At 52.4% G+C, this 13,929-nt stretch carries 18 protein-coding genes; 6 read left to right on the plus strand and 12 right to left on the minus strand.

Annotated elements, in window-relative coordinates; translation table 11 throughout:
- Positions 1 to 88: 88 nt before the first annotated feature.
- Positions 89 to 727 carry a TetR/AcrR family transcriptional regulator gene (locus tag KGA69_RS20145; RefSeq protein ID WP_045396118.1) on the plus strand — a complete coding sequence of 213 codons (639 nt, stop codon included), beginning with the start codon at positions 89 to 91 and terminating at the stop codon, positions 725 to 727.
- A 26-nt stretch (positions 728 to 753) separates the two neighbouring features.
- Here KGA69_RS20145 and fumD read toward each other — a convergent pair whose 3' ends face one another.
- Both fumD and KGA69_RS20155 read right to left on the minus strand, forming a co-directional pair.
- On the minus strand, positions 754 to 966 hold the full coding sequence (gene fumD / locus KGA69_RS20150; RefSeq protein ID WP_045396115.1) for a fumarate hydratase FumD: 213 nt from the start codon (positions 964 to 966) through the stop codon (positions 754 to 756).
- A 234-nt stretch (positions 967 to 1,200) separates the two neighbouring features.
- A complete protein-coding gene (locus KGA69_RS20155; RefSeq protein ID WP_161801916.1) occupies positions 1,201 to 1,332 on the minus strand; it encodes a hypothetical protein in 132 nt (43 codons plus the stop codon).
- Positions 1,333 to 1,469: 137 nt separating this feature from the next.
- Between KGA69_RS20155 and pykF the strand changes: the two genes are divergently transcribed.
- Together pykF and KGA69_RS20165 are read left to right on the plus strand one after the other, a co-directional pair.
- Complete coding sequence (pykF, locus tag KGA69_RS20160; RefSeq protein WP_045396113.1) at positions 1,470 to 2,882, plus strand: pyruvate kinase PykF; 1,413 nt, start codon at positions 1,470 to 1,472, stop codon at positions 2,880 to 2,882.
- Positions 2,883 to 3,193: 311 nt separating this feature from the next.
- Positions 3,194 to 3,430, plus strand: a complete 237-nt coding sequence (locus tag KGA69_RS20165) for a major outer membrane lipoprotein (RefSeq protein ID WP_002908860.1) — start codon at positions 3,194 to 3,196, stop codon at positions 3,428 to 3,430.
- Positions 3,431 to 3,490: 60 nt separating this feature from the next.
- Here the strand turns inward: KGA69_RS20165 and ldtE are convergent, their stop codons facing one another.
- The 7 genes from ldtE to sufA all read right to left on the minus strand — a co-directional run bounded on the left by ldtE (position 3,491) and on the right by sufA (position 10,099).
- On the minus strand, positions 3,491 to 4,477 hold the full coding sequence (gene ldtE, locus KGA69_RS20170; protein ID WP_047046679.1) for a L,D-transpeptidase LdtE: 987 nt from the start codon (positions 4,475 to 4,477) through the stop codon (positions 3,491 to 3,493).
- Positions 4,478 to 4,577: 100 nt separating this feature from the next.
- Positions 4,578 to 4,994 carry a cysteine desulfuration protein SufE gene (gene sufE / locus KGA69_RS20175; protein WP_045396108.1) on the minus strand — a complete coding sequence of 139 codons (417 nt, stop codon included), beginning with the start codon at positions 4,992 to 4,994 and terminating at the stop codon, positions 4,578 to 4,580.
- 11 nt (positions 4,995 to 5,005) lie between these two features.
- The gene (gene sufS / locus KGA69_RS20180; protein ID WP_045396104.1) at positions 5,006 to 6,226 is read right to left on the minus strand and encodes a cysteine desulfurase SufS; all 1,221 of its coding nucleotides are present in this window, start codon (positions 6,224 to 6,226) and stop codon (positions 5,006 to 5,008) included.
- A complete protein-coding gene (sufD, locus tag KGA69_RS20185; protein ID WP_063447696.1) occupies positions 6,223 to 7,494 on the minus strand; it encodes a Fe-S cluster assembly protein SufD in 1,272 nt (423 codons plus the stop codon). Before sufD ends, sufS begins: the two co-directional genes overlap by 4 nt.
- The gene (sufC, locus tag KGA69_RS20190; protein ID WP_045396098.1) at positions 7,469 to 8,215 is read right to left on the minus strand and encodes a Fe-S cluster assembly ATPase SufC; all 747 of its coding nucleotides are present in this window, start codon (positions 8,213 to 8,215) and stop codon (positions 7,469 to 7,471) included. Before sufC ends, sufD begins: the two co-directional genes overlap by 26 nt.
- Positions 8,216 to 8,231: 16 nt before the next feature.
- Positions 8,232 to 9,719 carry a Fe-S cluster assembly protein SufB gene (gene sufB, locus KGA69_RS20195; protein WP_045396097.1) on the minus strand — a complete coding sequence of 496 codons (1,488 nt, stop codon included), beginning with the start codon at positions 9,717 to 9,719 and terminating at the stop codon, positions 8,232 to 8,234.
- Between the two features lie 2 nt (positions 9,720 to 9,721).
- Positions 9,722 to 10,099 carry a Fe-S cluster assembly scaffold SufA gene (gene sufA, locus KGA69_RS20200; RefSeq protein WP_045396094.1) on the minus strand — a complete coding sequence of 126 codons (378 nt, stop codon included), beginning with the start codon at positions 10,097 to 10,099 and terminating at the stop codon, positions 9,722 to 9,724.
- A 552-nt stretch (positions 10,100 to 10,651) separates the two neighbouring features.
- On the opposite strand from sufA, the gene KGA69_RS20205 reads away from it, so the two are divergent.
- On the plus strand, positions 10,652 to 10,771 hold the full coding sequence (locus tag KGA69_RS20205; protein ID WP_152906392.1) for a small membrane protein: 120 nt from the start codon (positions 10,652 to 10,654) through the stop codon (positions 10,769 to 10,771).
- Between the two features lie 149 nt (positions 10,772 to 10,920).
- Here KGA69_RS20205 and KGA69_RS20210 read toward each other — a convergent pair whose 3' ends face one another.
- Entirely contained in the window at positions 10,921 to 11,094 is a 174-nt protein-coding gene (locus KGA69_RS20210; RefSeq protein ID WP_155956331.1) for a hypothetical protein, read from the minus strand.
- A gap of 92 nt (positions 11,095 to 11,186) precedes the next feature.
- Complete coding sequence (locus KGA69_RS20215; RefSeq protein WP_045396090.1) at positions 11,187 to 11,996, minus strand: MBL fold metallo-hydrolase; 810 nt, start codon at positions 11,994 to 11,996, stop codon at positions 11,187 to 11,189.
- A gap of 177 nt (positions 11,997 to 12,173) precedes the next feature.
- On the opposite strand from KGA69_RS20215, the gene KGA69_RS20220 reads away from it, so the two are divergent.
- Positions 12,174 to 12,770, plus strand: coding sequence for a hypothetical protein (locus tag KGA69_RS20220; protein ID WP_045396221.1), 597 nt, complete (start codon positions 12,174 to 12,176; stop codon positions 12,768 to 12,770).
- A gap of 520 nt (positions 12,771 to 13,290) precedes the next feature.
- Here the strand turns inward: KGA69_RS20220 and KGA69_RS20225 are convergent.
- Complete coding sequence (locus KGA69_RS20225) at positions 13,291 to 13,539, minus strand: GlsB/YeaQ/YmgE family stress response membrane protein (protein WP_020079088.1); 249 nt, start codon at positions 13,537 to 13,539, stop codon at positions 13,291 to 13,293.
- Between the two features lie 167 nt (positions 13,540 to 13,706).
- Between KGA69_RS20225 and KGA69_RS20230 the strand changes: the two genes are divergently transcribed.
- Positions 13,707 to 13,895, plus strand: coding sequence for a YegP family protein (locus KGA69_RS20230; RefSeq protein ID WP_045396087.1), 189 nt, complete (start codon positions 13,707 to 13,709; stop codon positions 13,893 to 13,895).
- The last annotated feature ends 34 nt before the right edge of the window (positions 13,896 to 13,929 follow it).

Consider the following 13,929-nt stretch of genomic DNA (forward strand, 5'->3'; position numbering starts at 1 on the left):
TGTATCATTTGGTTCACAGGCGCCAGATTTGGTTGCTGAATTGTGATCATTATGTGTATTTTTTGTCTCCACAGAAAAAGGAGTCGTTATGTCCCTCGTTGCTCATGATGAAGCACAATCCCTGAAAGAGCGCATCTTCGCCGCCGCCATTACCGTGTTCGCCGAATATGGCCTTCCCGGCGCGCGTATGGAGCAGATCGCCATCGAGGCGCAAACCACCAAGCGTATGGTGGTTTACTACTTCAAGAGCAAAGAGCAGCTGTACCAGGCGGTACTGCAACATGTGTATGCGCAGATCCGTGAAACGGAACAACAGCTGGGGCTGGAACATCTGCCCCCGGTAGAGGCGCTGGCGCAACTGGTGAAATGGAGCGTGCGCTATCACGCCACGCATGCCGACTATATGCGGGTTATCTGCATGGAAAACATGCAGCGCGGGAAGTGGCTCAAGGGTTCAGAGGAGCTGAAGCCGCTGAACCGTACCGCGTTGTCGATAATCGAGGATATTTTACAACGCGGCCAGCAACAGGGGATTTTCCAGGCCGGTCTGCAGGCGCGCGACGTGCACCGGCTGATTAGCAGCTTCAGCTTCTATCAGGTATCGAATTTTTATACCTTCAGTAGCCTGTACCTCGACGATCCGCTGCCTGAAATCGACGACGAAGCAATGGTTTCACACCACTGCGAGATTGCGGTGAAAGCGGTGATTCGGTTCGTTATCTCTTAAGCATTACTTATGTCGGGGCGCGGCGATCAGTGCCCCGATAACGCGTGAATCACCCTTTCCATCGCCTCGCGGGTTAGCGCGGAACGTTCAATTTTGCTATTTGCCAGCGCGGTGCGTACGACACCGGCAATAACAATATGTTTTGGCTGCTGGCCAAGATCGCGCATTTCCAATACCACCTTACCCACTACGCGGCACATTTCCTGATAGAGCTCGTCGTCTTTCGCTTTATTTCCCATTATTAAGACTCGTAAATTATCATTATCAATCAATTCATTATTGATACGATTTTATAATAAAGCAAACTGCGCTATTTTTTTCGTTCAATGAGGCGTTTTACTGCCTTTAATCGGTTAGTAAATATGATAAAACGCCGTTTAATCTGATCCGCTGCGGCAAAAGTGTGTTGCAGGTTCGCGAGCAAATCGTGTGAATTTTGTTACATTAATCACACTAAAAATGAAACGCCGTTTTTATTTTCCTTTTTGGTTTCGGCAGCGTATAATGCGCCTCGATTCTTTCTTGAATGGTTTCAGCGCATTGGACTGCACAAAAAAACGTACAAAACATTGCCACTTTTCATGGGCTGAACCGCCAGCACACATTCTTCTGCACGCTCTTTTGTTGTCACCTATCCTTAGAGCGTGGCATTGCAACTTTCGTAACACAGGTTTGACTCCGCGGCAGTGCGCCCCCGGAGCGAGATTTCCATATCCTTCACAACTTAAAGACTAAGACTGTCATGAAAAAGACCAAAATTGTTTGCACCATCGGTCCGAAAACCGAATCCGAAGAGATGTTGACCAAAATGCTGGACGCGGGCATGAACGTCATGCGTCTGAACTTCTCTCACGGCGACTATGCGGAACACGGTCAGCGCATCCAGAACCTGCGCAATGTGATGAACAAAACCGGTAAGAAAGCCGCAATCCTGCTGGATACCAAAGGGCCGGAAATCCGCACCATTAAGCTGGAAGGCGGCAACGACGTCTCCCTGAAAGCGGGCCAGACCTTTACCTTTACCACTGACAAGTCCGTGGTCGGCAACAATGAAATCGTTGCGGTGACCTACGAAGGCTTCACTACCGACCTGAGCGTCGGCAACACCGTGCTGGTCGACGATGGTCTGATCGGCATGGAAGTGACCGCTATCGAAGGTAACAAAGTTATCTGTAAAGTGCTGAACAACGGCGACCTCGGCGAGAACAAAGGCGTTAACCTGCCGGGCGTTTCCATCGCTCTGCCGGCGCTGGCTGACAAAGACAAGCAGGACCTGATCTTCGGTTGTGAGCAAGGCGTTGATTTCGTTGCGGCTTCCTTTATCCGTAAACGTTCTGACGTCGTTGAAATCCGCGAGCACCTGAAGGCGCACGGCGGCGAAAACATCCAGATCATCTCCAAAATCGAAAACCAGGAAGGTCTGAACAACTTCGACGAAATCCTCGAAGCTTCTGACGGCATCATGGTTGCTCGCGGCGATATGGGCGTTGAAATCCCGGTTGAAGAAGTTATCTTCGCGCAGAAGATGATCATCGAAAAATGTATCCGCGCGCGCAAAGTCGTTATCACCGCGACCCAGATGCTGGATTCCATGATCAAAAACCCGCGCCCGACCCGCGCTGAAGCAGGCGACGTCGCTAACGCCATCCTCGACGGCACCGATGCCGTTATGCTGTCCGGCGAATCCGCGAAAGGTAAATACCCGCTGGAAGCCGTTACCATTATGGCGACCATCTGCGAGCGTACCGACCGCGTGATGACCAGCCGTCTGGATTACAACAACGACAACCGTAAACTGCGCATTACCGAAGCGGTTTGCCGCGGCGCTGTTGAAACCGCTGAGAAACTGGAAGCGCCGCTGATCGTCGTCGCCACCCAGGGCGGTAAATCTGCGCGCGCAGTGCGTAAATACTTCCCGGACGCCACTATCCTTGCGTTGACCACCAACGAAACCACCGCTCGTCAGTTAGTTCTCAGCAAAGGCGTGGTACCGCAGCTGGTGAAAGAGATCGCCTCTACTGATGATTTCTACCACCTGGGTAAAGAGCTGGCGCTGCAGAGCGGCCTGGCGCGTAAAGGCGACGTGGTTGTGATGGTTTCCGGCGCGCTGGTTCCAAGCGGCACCACTAACACAGCCTCCGTGCACGTGCTGTAATAATTTACAGGTTATTTTATCTTTTTTTAAAGCGTCCCTCCGGGGCGCTTTTTTTTATTCATTCCCTAGCTGTTCTTAATAAAAATGCAAATCGGATTTTACTATTTAATAAGAGATTATCTAAGATGAATCCGATGGAAGCCTTCTGTTTTCACAGCGCTTTTTAAACCAGATCGACGAATTCGATGCTTCTTTGAGCGAACGATCAAAAATAAGTGCATTCGGATAAAAAAAATATTCTCATCCCAAAAAAGTTTGTGTAATACTTGTAACGCTACATGGAGATTAACTCAATCTAGAGGGTATTAATAATGAATCGTACTAAACTGGTACTGGGCGCGGTAATCCTGGGTTCTACTCTGCTGGCTGGTTGCTCCAGCAATGCTAAAATCGATCAGCTGTCTTCTGACGTTCAGACTCTGAACGCTAAAGTTGACCAGCTGAGCAACGACGTGAACGCAATGCGTTCTGACGTTCAGGCTGCTAAAGACGACGCAGCTCGCGCTAACCAGCGTCTGGACAACCAGGCTCACTCTTACCGTAAGTAAGAGTTCTGGTAATAAAAATGGCGCACATTGTGCGCCATTTTTTTTGCCTGTCGTTTTACCCTACTGCGTCAGCTTAGCGTCGTTGTGCTGGCTATTCTGCGCCGACAGCTCCGTCGTCGCGCTGCCCGCCCCTTCCGAAACCACCACCGGATACCCCGCTCTTCGCGACAGCGCTTTTTTCAGCTGCAGATCATCCACCGCTTTATCGTCAGAAAAGGCCTGAAACGCGGCAGGAAGCGAGTAAGAGATTGTCCGGGTATTTTCCCCTTCGGTTTGCGAAAGCGGCCTGTGGACCTCTACGTAGCGTTTACCATCGGGTTCTACCGCGAACTTCACCGGCTGATTGATAATCCGCACCGGCGTCCCGGCGCGCACCTGGCTGAACAGCGCCTTAATGTCATCGGCATTCATCCGCATACAGCCGGAGCTCACCCGTAGCCCGACGCTATCAGGGGCGTTGGTACCGTGGATCAGATATTCGCCGTTACCGTAGGCCAACCGCAGGGCGTAACGGCCTAATGGATTATTAGGCCCGGCAGGGATCACCGGCGGCAGCTTAATGCCCTTCTCCAGCGAGCGCGCGCGAATACCGGCAGTTGGCGTCCAGGTCGGGTTAGGGATTTTCTGCCCGACGCGGGTAGTCATCTCCGGCGTTTCCAGCCCCAACTGGCCAATGCCGAGGGGATAGACCTGCACCTGATTTTGCCCCGGCGGGAAATAGTACAGCCGCAGCTCGGCCAGATTGACGACAATGCCTTCACGCGGCACATCCGGCAGCAGCATCTGCGATGGGATTAAGACCCGGGTGCCCGGCTTCGGCTGCACCGGCGCAATCGTATCGTTGGCTTCAAGAATCAGCATCGCCGCCGTGTCGAAGTGGCGGGCGATAGCCTGCAGGTTGCGATCCCCTTCCTGTACCGTCCAGTATTGGTTTTGGCCAATCAAACGGCTGTTGGCAGGGGGAAGTGGATAATCGACAGCCCAGGCGCCGTGCTGCGCGCTCAGAGCTGCGAGAAGGGTCATCGTGATGAGAGACGCGCGTTTCATACTGAGATTCCTTCTTTCGCTGATAAAACGCCAGGATCTGCGCGGCGACGAAAGCACTCGCCTTCGTCGCACGTAACAGAATGAAATCTACCTGTTTATTCTAGCTAAGATTTGCAGCTTTCGCGCGAATTGCGCGGATCATCGCTTCAAGGCCCTGCGAGCGGGAGGGGGTAAGATGCTGGGTCAGCGCCATTTTTTCAAACCACGGACGCACATCGAATTCGCTAATATCCTGCGCGGTCATGCGGTCATAAAGGATGAAGACTACCGCAATCAGCCCTTTGACGATGGCCGCATCGCTATCGCCACGAAGGGTAATCACGCCGGATGGCTCCTGCTCCATCACGATCCACACCTGGCTTTGGCAGCCCTGAATAATGTTCTGCGCGATGTGTTCTTCCGGGCTGAGCGGCGCCAGGCGCTGGCCGAGTTCAATGATGTAGAGATACTTCTCTTCCCAGTTGGCGCAGCGGGTAAAGTTGCGCAGCAATTTGTCTTTGTCTGGTAATGCCGCCATAGTCGCGTCCTTTAACCAAGTAATTTGTGGATCCGCTGTAGCCCGGCCACCAGCCGATCCACCTCTTCCATCGTATTGTACATCGCCAGCGATGCCCGGCACATCGCCGGAACCTGGTAGAACGCCATCAGCGGCATCGCGCAGTGGTGGCCGGTGCGCACCGCGATTCCGTAGTTATCGAGAAAACTGCCGACATCGTAGGCATGATGTTTCCCGAGGTTAAAAGCGATGACGCCCAACCGATGTTGCGGGCCGTACAGCGTCAAATCCGGCACCTTTTTCAGCTCCTCGAGAGCATAGCGCATCAGCGTCTGCTCATATTCGCCAATCTGCTCAAGCCCGATCTGGCTGACATAGTCCAGCGCCGCGCCGAGGCCAATAATTCCGCCGGTATTCGGCGTACCGGCTTCAAAGCGCCACGGCGCTTTCGCCCAGGTGGTGCCCTCCTTCAGGCTGACGGTGGCGATCATCGACCCGCCGCCTTCCCACGGCGGCATCTCCTGCAGCAACGCTTCTTTGGCGTACAACACGCCGATACCGGTCGGCCCGTAGAGCTTATGCGCCGAGAAGACGTAAAAATCGCAGTCCAGCGCCTGCACATCCACCGGGTGATGCATCACCGCCTGCGCGCCATCCACCAGCACCTTCGCGCCATGCTGATGCGCCAGCGGGATCAGCGCCGATAGCGGGTTTTCCGTCCCCAGCACGTTCGACACCTGGGTTATCGCCAGCAGCCGGGTACGGTCATCAAACAGGCCGGGGATAACGTCGAGCTGTAGGGTGCCATCCTGATTGAGGGGGATCACTCTTAGCTCGGCGCCGACGCGGGCACAGAGCATCTGCCACGGCACGATATTGGCGTGGTGTTCCATCTCGCTGACGATAATATTATCGCCAGCCCCGACGTTAGCCCCGCCCCAGCTATTGGCCACCAGATTGATGCCTTCGGTGGTACCGCGCACGAACACTAGCTCTTCCGGCGAACGGGCATTAAGGAAAGCGGCCGCCTGCTGGCGTACCTGCTCCATCCGCGCCGTCGCTTCGGCGCTCAGGGTATGGATACCACGATGGACGGCAGCGTAACCGTGGCGATAAAACTCGGCTTCGGCACTAATCACCGCTTCCGGTTTCTGCGCGCTGGCGGCGCTATCGAGATAAACCAGCGGCTGACCATTAACCTCGCGGCTCAGCACCGGGAAATCGGCACGCAGGCGTTCTACTGAAAATGTCATGCATCTCCTCCCGGCAGGCGCTTGCCAATGCGCGCCAACACCTGTTGTTTCAGCGCATCATCGCTAATAGCTTCAGTGAGCTCGGCAGCGAAGGCGTAAAGGATCATCTGCTGCGCCGCCTGTTGATCGATACCACGCGAGCGCAAATAAAACAGCTGTTCGTCATCAATGCGCCCGACGGTAGCGCCGTGGCTGCATTTGACGTCGTCGGCGTAAATTTCCAGCTGTGGTTTGGTATCGACTTCCGCCAGCCTTCCCAACAACAGATTGTTATTGGTCATCTGACCATCGGTTTTCAGCGCGTGTTTCGCGACGTTAATCAGACCATTAAACACCGCCCGCCCCTTATCGCTGACGATGGTTTTGTGTAGTTGACGGCTGTTGCAGTAGCCAACGCGGTGATCGAGCCAGGTGCGGCTGTCGCAGACCTCGTTTTTCACCGGCATCGCCAGCGAGTTAATACGCAGATTGCTGTTTTCACCAGCCAGACGGGTGCTGGTATGGTGTCGTAACACCGCGCCGCCCAGCAGGAAGCTGCTGCTGAAAGCCGAAGCATAGCGGCCAAGCAGCAGATCGTTATGGGCAAAGTGATAGCTTTGCCCATTTTCAAATGCCAGCTTGATATGCTGCAGATGGGCATTGTCGGCGACAGACATGGTCAGGCGTCCGCCGGTGAAATGCCGCTGCTCATCAAGGCTAGTATAGTGTTCGATGATGGTCGCCTGCGCCCCGCTCTCCAGCGCCAGATGATGACGATAGTGGGCAGTATTAAGCTCGTCGCCGGCCAGACCGCTGGTGATATGCATCAGCAGCAGCGGCTTTTCCGGGCGCTGGTTACGCTTCACGCTGATGCGAGTCACCGTCTGCGCCAGGCTTTCGGTGAGATGCAGAAACACTTCCGGCTGTACCGCTTCCGGCAGATGCTGGCGCTGGTTATCAACGCTGACGTCAAAACCGCTAGCGGCGAGATCGTCACTGAGCGCCGGGCTGAAGCGGCCATCGACAAACACCATCCGCCAGGCGTCGAGATTGAGCGCCAGCGCGTCGCGCTGCGCCACGCCGAGCGTCGCCGGGCTTGCAACAAAAGTGCCGCTTAGCAGCGTATCCAGCGGGGTGTATTTCCAGTTTTCATGTTTGCGCGTCGGCAGTCCCAGGCGCAACAGCTGCTGCAGATGCTGATTGGCCTGCGGCGTGCGCGCCTCGCCCTGTGCTTCAAACAGATGATGCCACTGCTGCAGCGCGTTACTGCTGTTCGCTAAGCCAGCCATAGCCCTGCTCCTCCAGTTGTTTAACCAGAGTAAAATCGCCTGACTTGACGATCCGCCCCTGATACAGCACGTGGACGTAATCCGGTTTGATGTAATCGAGGATACGCTGATAGTGGGTTACGATAATAAAGGCGCGTTTGCCGTCGCGCAGCGAGTTAACCCCCTCCGAGACAATCTTCAGGGCATCTATATCCAGCCCGGAATCCGATTCATCCAGGATACACAACTCAGGCTCAAGCACCGCCATTTGCAGAATATCGTTGCGTTTTTTCTCGCCGCCGGAGAAACCGACGTTCACCGAACGAGTTAGCAGATCTTCCGGCATCTTCAGCAGTTTGATCTTCTCTTCCATTAAATCCTGGAAATCGAAACGATCCAGCGCCTCCAGGCCGCGATAGCCGCGCACCGCATTGAGCGCGGTTTGCAGGAAAAATTGATTACTGACGCCGGGAATTTCCACCGGGTACTGAAAAGCCATAAAAATGCCTTCCCCGGCGCGATCCTCCGGGGCTAATTCGAGCAGGTTTTTGCCCTTAAACTCGACGCTGCCGCCGGTGACTTCGTAATCTTCCCGTCCGGCGAGAGTCGCCGAGAGCGTACTTTTCCCTGAGCCGTTAGGGCCCATGATCGCGTGCACTTCGCCGGGGCGCACCTCAAGGTTCAGCCCGCGCAGGATCTCTTTGTCTTCTACGGCGACTTGCAAATCTTTAATACTTAACATCTTTTTTCCTTAATTATCAGCCGACGCTATGTTCAAGGCTAATAGCCAGCAATTTTTGCGCTTCGACGGCGAACTCCAGGGGCAATTCTGAGAACACGTCTTTACAGAATCCATTGACGATCATCGAGATCGCATCATCTTCGCTAATGCCGCGCTGCAGACAGTAGAACAGCTGATCTTCGCCAATACGCGAGGTGGTGGCTTCGTGTTCCAGCTGGGCGCTGTTATTGCGGCATTCAACATAGGGGAAGGTATGCGCCCCGCAGTCCGGGCCGATCAGCATCGAATCGCACTGGGTGAAGTTACGGGCGTTAGTGGCGGTCGGCATAATTTTGACCAGCCCGCGATAGCTGTTCTGGCTGTGTCCGGCGGAGATCCCTTTTGAGATAATGGTCGAGCGGGTGTTCTTGCCGATATGAATCATTTTGGTCCCGGTATCCGCCTGCTGATGGCCGCTGGTCAGCGCCACCGAGAAGAATTCGCCGATCGAGTTATCGCCGCGCAGGATGCAGCTCGGGTATTTCCAGGTAATAGCCGAACCGGTTTCCGACTGGGTCCACGACATCTTGCTGTTTTCGCCTTCGCACAGCGCGCGCTTGGTGACGAAGTTAAGGATGCCGCCGGTATTGTTATCGCCGGGGAACCAATTCTGCACGGTGGAGTACTTCACTTCTGCATCTTTATGGATGATGACTTCCACCACCGCCGCGTGCAGCTGATAGCTGTCGCGTACCGGCGCCGAGCAGCCTTCGATATAGCTCACATAGCTACCTTCGTCGGCGACCAGAATCGTACGTTCAAACTGGCCGGTTTTCTCGGCGTTAATACGGAAATAGGTCGACAGTTCCATTGGGCAGCGCACGCCTTTCGGCACGTAGATAAAGGTGCCATCAGAGGCGACCGCGGCGTTCAGCGCGGCGAAAAAGTTGTCGTTGCCCGGCACTACGGTACCAAGGTACTTTTTCACCAGTTCTGGATGATCGTGAATCGCTTCGCCAAAGGAGCAGAAGATGATCCCCTGCTCCGCCAGCTTCTCGCGGTAGGTGGTCGCCACCGATACCGAGTCGAAAATGGCGTCCACCGCCACTTCTTTGCCTTCACGCACCGGTACGCCAAGCAGGTTAAAGGCTTCCTCGACTTCATTCGTCAGGAAGGTATTCGCCCCGGTTTGCTGTACCGCGCCGGGTTCCGAGGCGCAGGTGTCATCGCAGTTACCGCAGGATGGCGCCGAGTAGTAGCTGTAATCCTGATAATTGAGCTTATCGTAATGCGCTTTCAGCCAGTGCGGCTCTTCCATCTCCTGCCACGCCTTAAAAGCGTTGAGACGAAATTCGAGCATCCAATCCGGTTCATTACGACGCGCGGAAATCGCGCGAACCACCTCTTCGTTAATGCCTTTGGCCAGCTCATCGGTTTGTAGCTGAGTAAAGAAGCCTTCTTTATAGTTGAGCGGGCCGCCGGTCCAGCTTTTGACATCGTCAGTTGCTTCAGTATTTCGAGACATAGTTACTCCGCCTGCACCCCGAAGCTTTCGCCGCAGCCGCATTCGTGCTGCGCTTTCGGGTTATGAAACTTGAATATTTCATTTAAGCCTTCGCGAACATAATCCAGTTCGGTGCCATCAATAAACGGCATCGCCTGCAGCGGCGCAAACAGCTTCGCGCCGTCGCGCTCAAACAGCAGGTCGTCGTCCGCCGGTTCGGCAATCATCTCCAGCACGTAGCCAAAACCGGCGCAGCCGCTGGTTTTGATTCCCAGACGTAGCCCCTGCTTGTCCGGCTGTTTATGCATCAGTTCGCGGATATGGGCCGCCGCCGCGGGGGTCATCGTCAGCCCCTGCCAGTTAAAATCGTCGGGATTAAAGGTGCTTGTTTGTAATTCCATCGCTCTACCTCATCGATTGCCGCTATCGGGCCCTACCCTCATGTTAGTGATAATGATTATCACTTCAACCCTGCGGGAACAGGGGTATTCGGCCATTTCGCCCCTTTTTACGCTTTTCTATAAGCATAGACCCTGGTCGAGAGGTTATCAGGCCGCATTTTTTGCAATTAATAGATTGATAAATAATAAGTTATTAGGATAAGCGCGTAGATAAAGTGGCAATGAAGAAAGATGTATCGAAAATACCTATTTATTGAATAGGCAAAAGGCCCGTCTATGTGGTAGCCACAGGCAGCTTTCTTTTCAGCGCCAGGATTGAGAACGCTTGTGCCTTCAGGATGTCATCAAAGGGAAATAATAGTAATTAGCTATAGAAAATAGCGTTTCTGCCGCTGGAATTCGGAATTTAATGCCACCTCTATTATGAACCATCATTCGGTTATACTTTTTGTTATCTGACGCGTATTTTTTACTAGGATTTTTCCTGGTAGAGAGGTAGATTCTTCGCCATAACAATAAAATCGCCGATCTTCATTCCTGAGGATATCTCAAATGGAAAATTTATTTTTCGTTATTATTGTGATAATTCTTTTGTTACTTGCCGTTGCTGTTTTCATCTCCTATATCAAGGATCGAAAAAAACAAAAAAACACATTCAAAAAGAAATATTAATAACTCAAATATTATTCCCCACTTCTATCAAAAGACTTTCCATTATAATTTTCAATCATGCCCCGTCACAGGGGCATACAGACACAACAAGAAACGCCCCCCACGCTGACGCTCTTCGCCATGCCTTTAATGACTTTTCCATAGAATATTTATTGCACCACGGTAAGTGACTCGCTGGCGAAGAAAACAATGATATAAACCCCATTGTAAAAAACCGCTACAAGCAATGCCCAATGCAGACTATCGATTATCATTTTTGTGGTAAATAAACCAGAAACATTGACACAAAATAATAAGTGTCGCTCAAGACCAGAAATATTCATGGCCAATTCCTCATGAACTTTCGCCGGGCATATTACTGGTTCAAGAATACTTCCGATTCAGTTTTTTTCGTCCTAAAGAGAGCCCGGCATAACTAGACGCTATGTCTGGCCAAACATGCCACATACTTTTTCCCCGATTGACGTACGATTTCTTGGGCATTAACCAGAATTTCCCGCCCTTCAAACGCGCCGTAGATTTGACTAAACTTCACCCCGTCGAGACGTCGGAGGATATCACTCACCGTGGCAGCCGGCAGCGGCAGCATATTGGGATAACTCCACATGAAAGAAACGGCGTTAGCTCCCGGCGCAACCTGGACTATATCGCCGGATAATAGCAGGCCGTCGCCCTGCGCCCAGTGCAGGACGCAGCCACCAGCAAAATGCCCACCAAGGCGGATCAGACTGGCATCGGCCGTCAGTTGCAGACTATCGCCCTCCCAGAAGGTAATCCACGGGCTGTCGCGCATGACCCACTGGCGGTCATCCCCATGCAGATAGATTGGCGCCTTGAACTCCGCCGCCCAATCCTGCATACAACTGTAGTAATGCGGATGTGAGATAGCGATGGCCTTCAGGCCGCCCAGCGCGGAAACCAGCGTTTTTGTCGCCTCATCGAGGTTGGCGATGCAGTCCCACAGAATATTGCCCTGCGGCGTACGCAGCAGAAATGCACGCTGGTTAATGGCAAAACTGGGGATGGTGCGAATGCTAAAAAGCCCACTGTTATGCTGCTGCCACTTATTGTTATGCGATGCGGTAAGCTTATTTAACGTAATCCACTGCTGCCCGCCCACAGGAACAAATTGACGCTCGTCTTCGCAGATCGGGCAATGTTGTTGTGCAGGGCCTTCGCTAAATTCATAGGAGGTACCGCAAGCTTTGCAAAGCGTAATTGTCATATCTCCCTCTCTGTTCCATGATGCAATAACAAGCGTGCCACCACTTATTTTAACTATATGACAGATGGCGCGTGATGCAACGACCTACCGAGTTTGGTAGCGTTCTGCGTTTTTTATCGTTTGGCTTAACGGGCATAATCAACCGGCGGCAATAGATGAATGATGGACGGGGAAGGCATGCGCAAAATTTCAGCATTAATATTAATGGGGTTACTTACCGGCTGCTCGGTTAACGCGCCGCAAAGCGCGCAATACAATGCCGAATACTCCCAGCGCCAGGATATACGCACGCAGAACGTATATCGATTTAAGATCAAACCGCTTCAATCCAGCGGCGGAAAGTATTGGGGCGCGGATAATTTAACGCAGGTTTTTTACGTCAGTGATAAAAATGCCGCAACCGTTGAATTACGCTTCAACTACCCTACCGCAACGCTACAGGCCTCATCGTTAGACGGACAAGGGAAAGTAGTAAGCACTCAAACGTTCATCCTGTTAGCCGAATCCGCGGCGCCGCCATCGGGTTCGGACAAGAAGTACTTATACCTGACAAAAAGTGGCGAGTTACTGAGCAAATGGAAAAACTGTACGCCGGATATGAGCGTGGCTTGTAGTTGGGGAGGTCATCAAATATTTATCACCCGCAGCGCCGATCTGGCAGTGCAGTATGCAACCGGTGGTGCAGGTTTAGCTTTTCTGCTGATTCCATTTTACACATCCGAAGCCCGACTACAGATTTTCCCCAAAGCGCCAATCGACGCTGCTGGCAATTAATAGCAAGCCTTGTTTGCAGAACGATTCAATTTTGTGATGAAGTGAGTTAATTCTTAAAAGCAGGGTTGGTTAAGTCTGCGTTTACTCATGTACAATTGACGTCGTTGATGAATACTTGCCGGAGCAACGCTGGGCTATTATTTACGGGAGCTTGTGTCTTACAGGATGATTGATATCAGTATTATGTCGATGTGCATGGTAGTGCTGCTGGTGATGAGCGTGTTACTGGAGTAACCATCCCCCCTTCCCCTACCGTTTTTGTTAGCTTATTTTACCACTGAATTGGGCATAAAATTGTCCAGCCGCTTCTCCAGCCGGGAAGCGGTCGGGCTGCGCCTTAACATCCGGCAAAACGGTGTTTACGCCCTTTGTAAGGAAGCATCCGAAAAATTTGCCAAAATGGGTTCGCCCGCCGGTATCCAGCGGGCTTTTTTTGTTTGCTTGCGGCTATCATGAGCACAAAAAAACCGCCGTGATTCACGGCGGTTTGCTGTCTCAGCGTGAATAAGCGCTCGGCGTATTAGCTCTTCACTTTACGGTAGATAAACAGCACCACAAGTGCGCCAATTACCGCCACGACAAAGCTACCGAAGTTAAAACCGTCAACTTTGCCAAAGCCGAATAACGTACTGATCCAGCCACCGACTACCGCACCGATAATACCGAGGATCACGGTGACAATAAATCCACCGCCGTCTTTGCCCGGCATAATCCACTTAGCCAAAATACCAGCGATCAAACCAAAAATGATCCAGGAAATGATACCCATGGTTAACTCCGTCCTCTTTGTTACCGTGAATGTAATTCGTAATTAAAATAGTAGCATAATTATAACGAATGATTTAACAAATATATATTTATTAGATGATTGCTTGCCGTGCCGTTAGCCATGGTCTACAGATTATTCAGTGCTCGTTAACGCCGAAGGAGTGAGAAATGGGATATTACGTACTGAAAAAGTCTGAAAAGAGTGTCTCGCAGCCGTGGTATTTTCTGCTGAAGGCTGACAACCATGAGACCATCGCCACCAGCGAGATGTACTCGTCGAAAGATGCGGCTAAAAAGGGTATCGCCTCGGTGCAGAAAAACGGCGCCAGCGAGGTCATCAAGGACGAAACGCAATAACAAGAAGGGGATGCAAGCGCATCCCCTTAAAATA

The sequence above is a fragment of the Klebsiella sp. A52 genome, from assembly GCF_018388785.1.
GTDB lineage: Bacteria > Pseudomonadota > Gammaproteobacteria > Enterobacterales > Enterobacteriaceae > Klebsiella > Klebsiella aerogenes.

Coding starts and splice junctions, on each gene's coding strand:
- KGA69_RS20145 (WP_045396118.1), top strand. CDS start 89: ATGTCCCTCGTTGCTCATGATGAAGCACAATCCCTGAAAGAGCGCATC.
- fumD (WP_045396115.1), bottom strand. CDS start 966: ATGGGAAATAAAGCGAAAGACGACGAGCTCTATCAGGAAATGTGCCGC.
- KGA69_RS20155 (WP_161801916.1), bottom strand. CDS start 1,332: ATGTGTGCTGGCGGTTCAGCCCATGAAAAGTGGCAATGTTTTGTACGT.
- pykF (WP_045396113.1), top strand. CDS start 1,470: ATGAAAAAGACCAAAATTGTTTGCACCATCGGTCCGAAAACCGAATCC.
- KGA69_RS20165 (WP_002908860.1), top strand. CDS start 3,194: ATGAATCGTACTAAACTGGTACTGGGCGCGGTAATCCTGGGTTCTACT.
- ldtE (WP_047046679.1), bottom strand. CDS start 4,477: ATGAAACGCGCGTCTCTCATCACGATGACCCTTCTCGCAGCTCTGAGC.
- sufE (WP_045396108.1), bottom strand. CDS start 4,994: ATGGCGGCATTACCAGACAAAGACAAATTGCTGCGCAACTTTACCCGC.
- sufS (WP_045396104.1), bottom strand. CDS start 6,226: ATGACATTTTCAGTAGAACGCCTGCGTGCCGATTTCCCGGTGCTGAGC.
- sufD (WP_063447696.1), bottom strand. CDS start 7,494: ATGGCTGGCTTAGCGAACAGCAGTAACGCGCTGCAGCAGTGGCATCAT.
- sufC (WP_045396098.1), bottom strand. CDS start 8,215: ATGTTAAGTATTAAAGATTTGCAAGTCGCCGTAGAAGACAAAGAGATC.
- sufB (WP_045396097.1), bottom strand. CDS start 9,719: ATGTCTCGAAATACTGAAGCAACTGACGATGTCAAAAGCTGGACCGGC.
- sufA (WP_045396094.1), bottom strand. CDS start 10,099: ATGGAATTACAAACAAGCACCTTTAATCCCGACGATTTTAACTGGCAG.
- KGA69_RS20205 (WP_152906392.1), top strand. CDS start 10,652: ATGGAAAATTTATTTTTCGTTATTATTGTGATAATTCTTTTGTTACTT.
- KGA69_RS20210 (WP_155956331.1), bottom strand. CDS start 11,094: ATGAATATTTCTGGTCTTGAGCGACACTTATTATTTTGTGTCAATGTT.
- KGA69_RS20215 (WP_045396090.1), bottom strand. CDS start 11,996: ATGACAATTACGCTTTGCAAAGCTTGCGGTACCTCCTATGAATTTAGC.
- KGA69_RS20220 (WP_045396221.1), top strand. CDS start 12,174: ATGCGCAAAATTTCAGCATTAATATTAATGGGGTTACTTACCGGCTGC.
- KGA69_RS20225 (WP_020079088.1), bottom strand. CDS start 13,539: ATGGGTATCATTTCCTGGATCATTTTTGGTTTGATCGCTGGTATTTTG.
- KGA69_RS20230 (WP_045396087.1), top strand. CDS start 13,707: ATGGGATATTACGTACTGAAAAAGTCTGAAAAGAGTGTCTCGCAGCCG.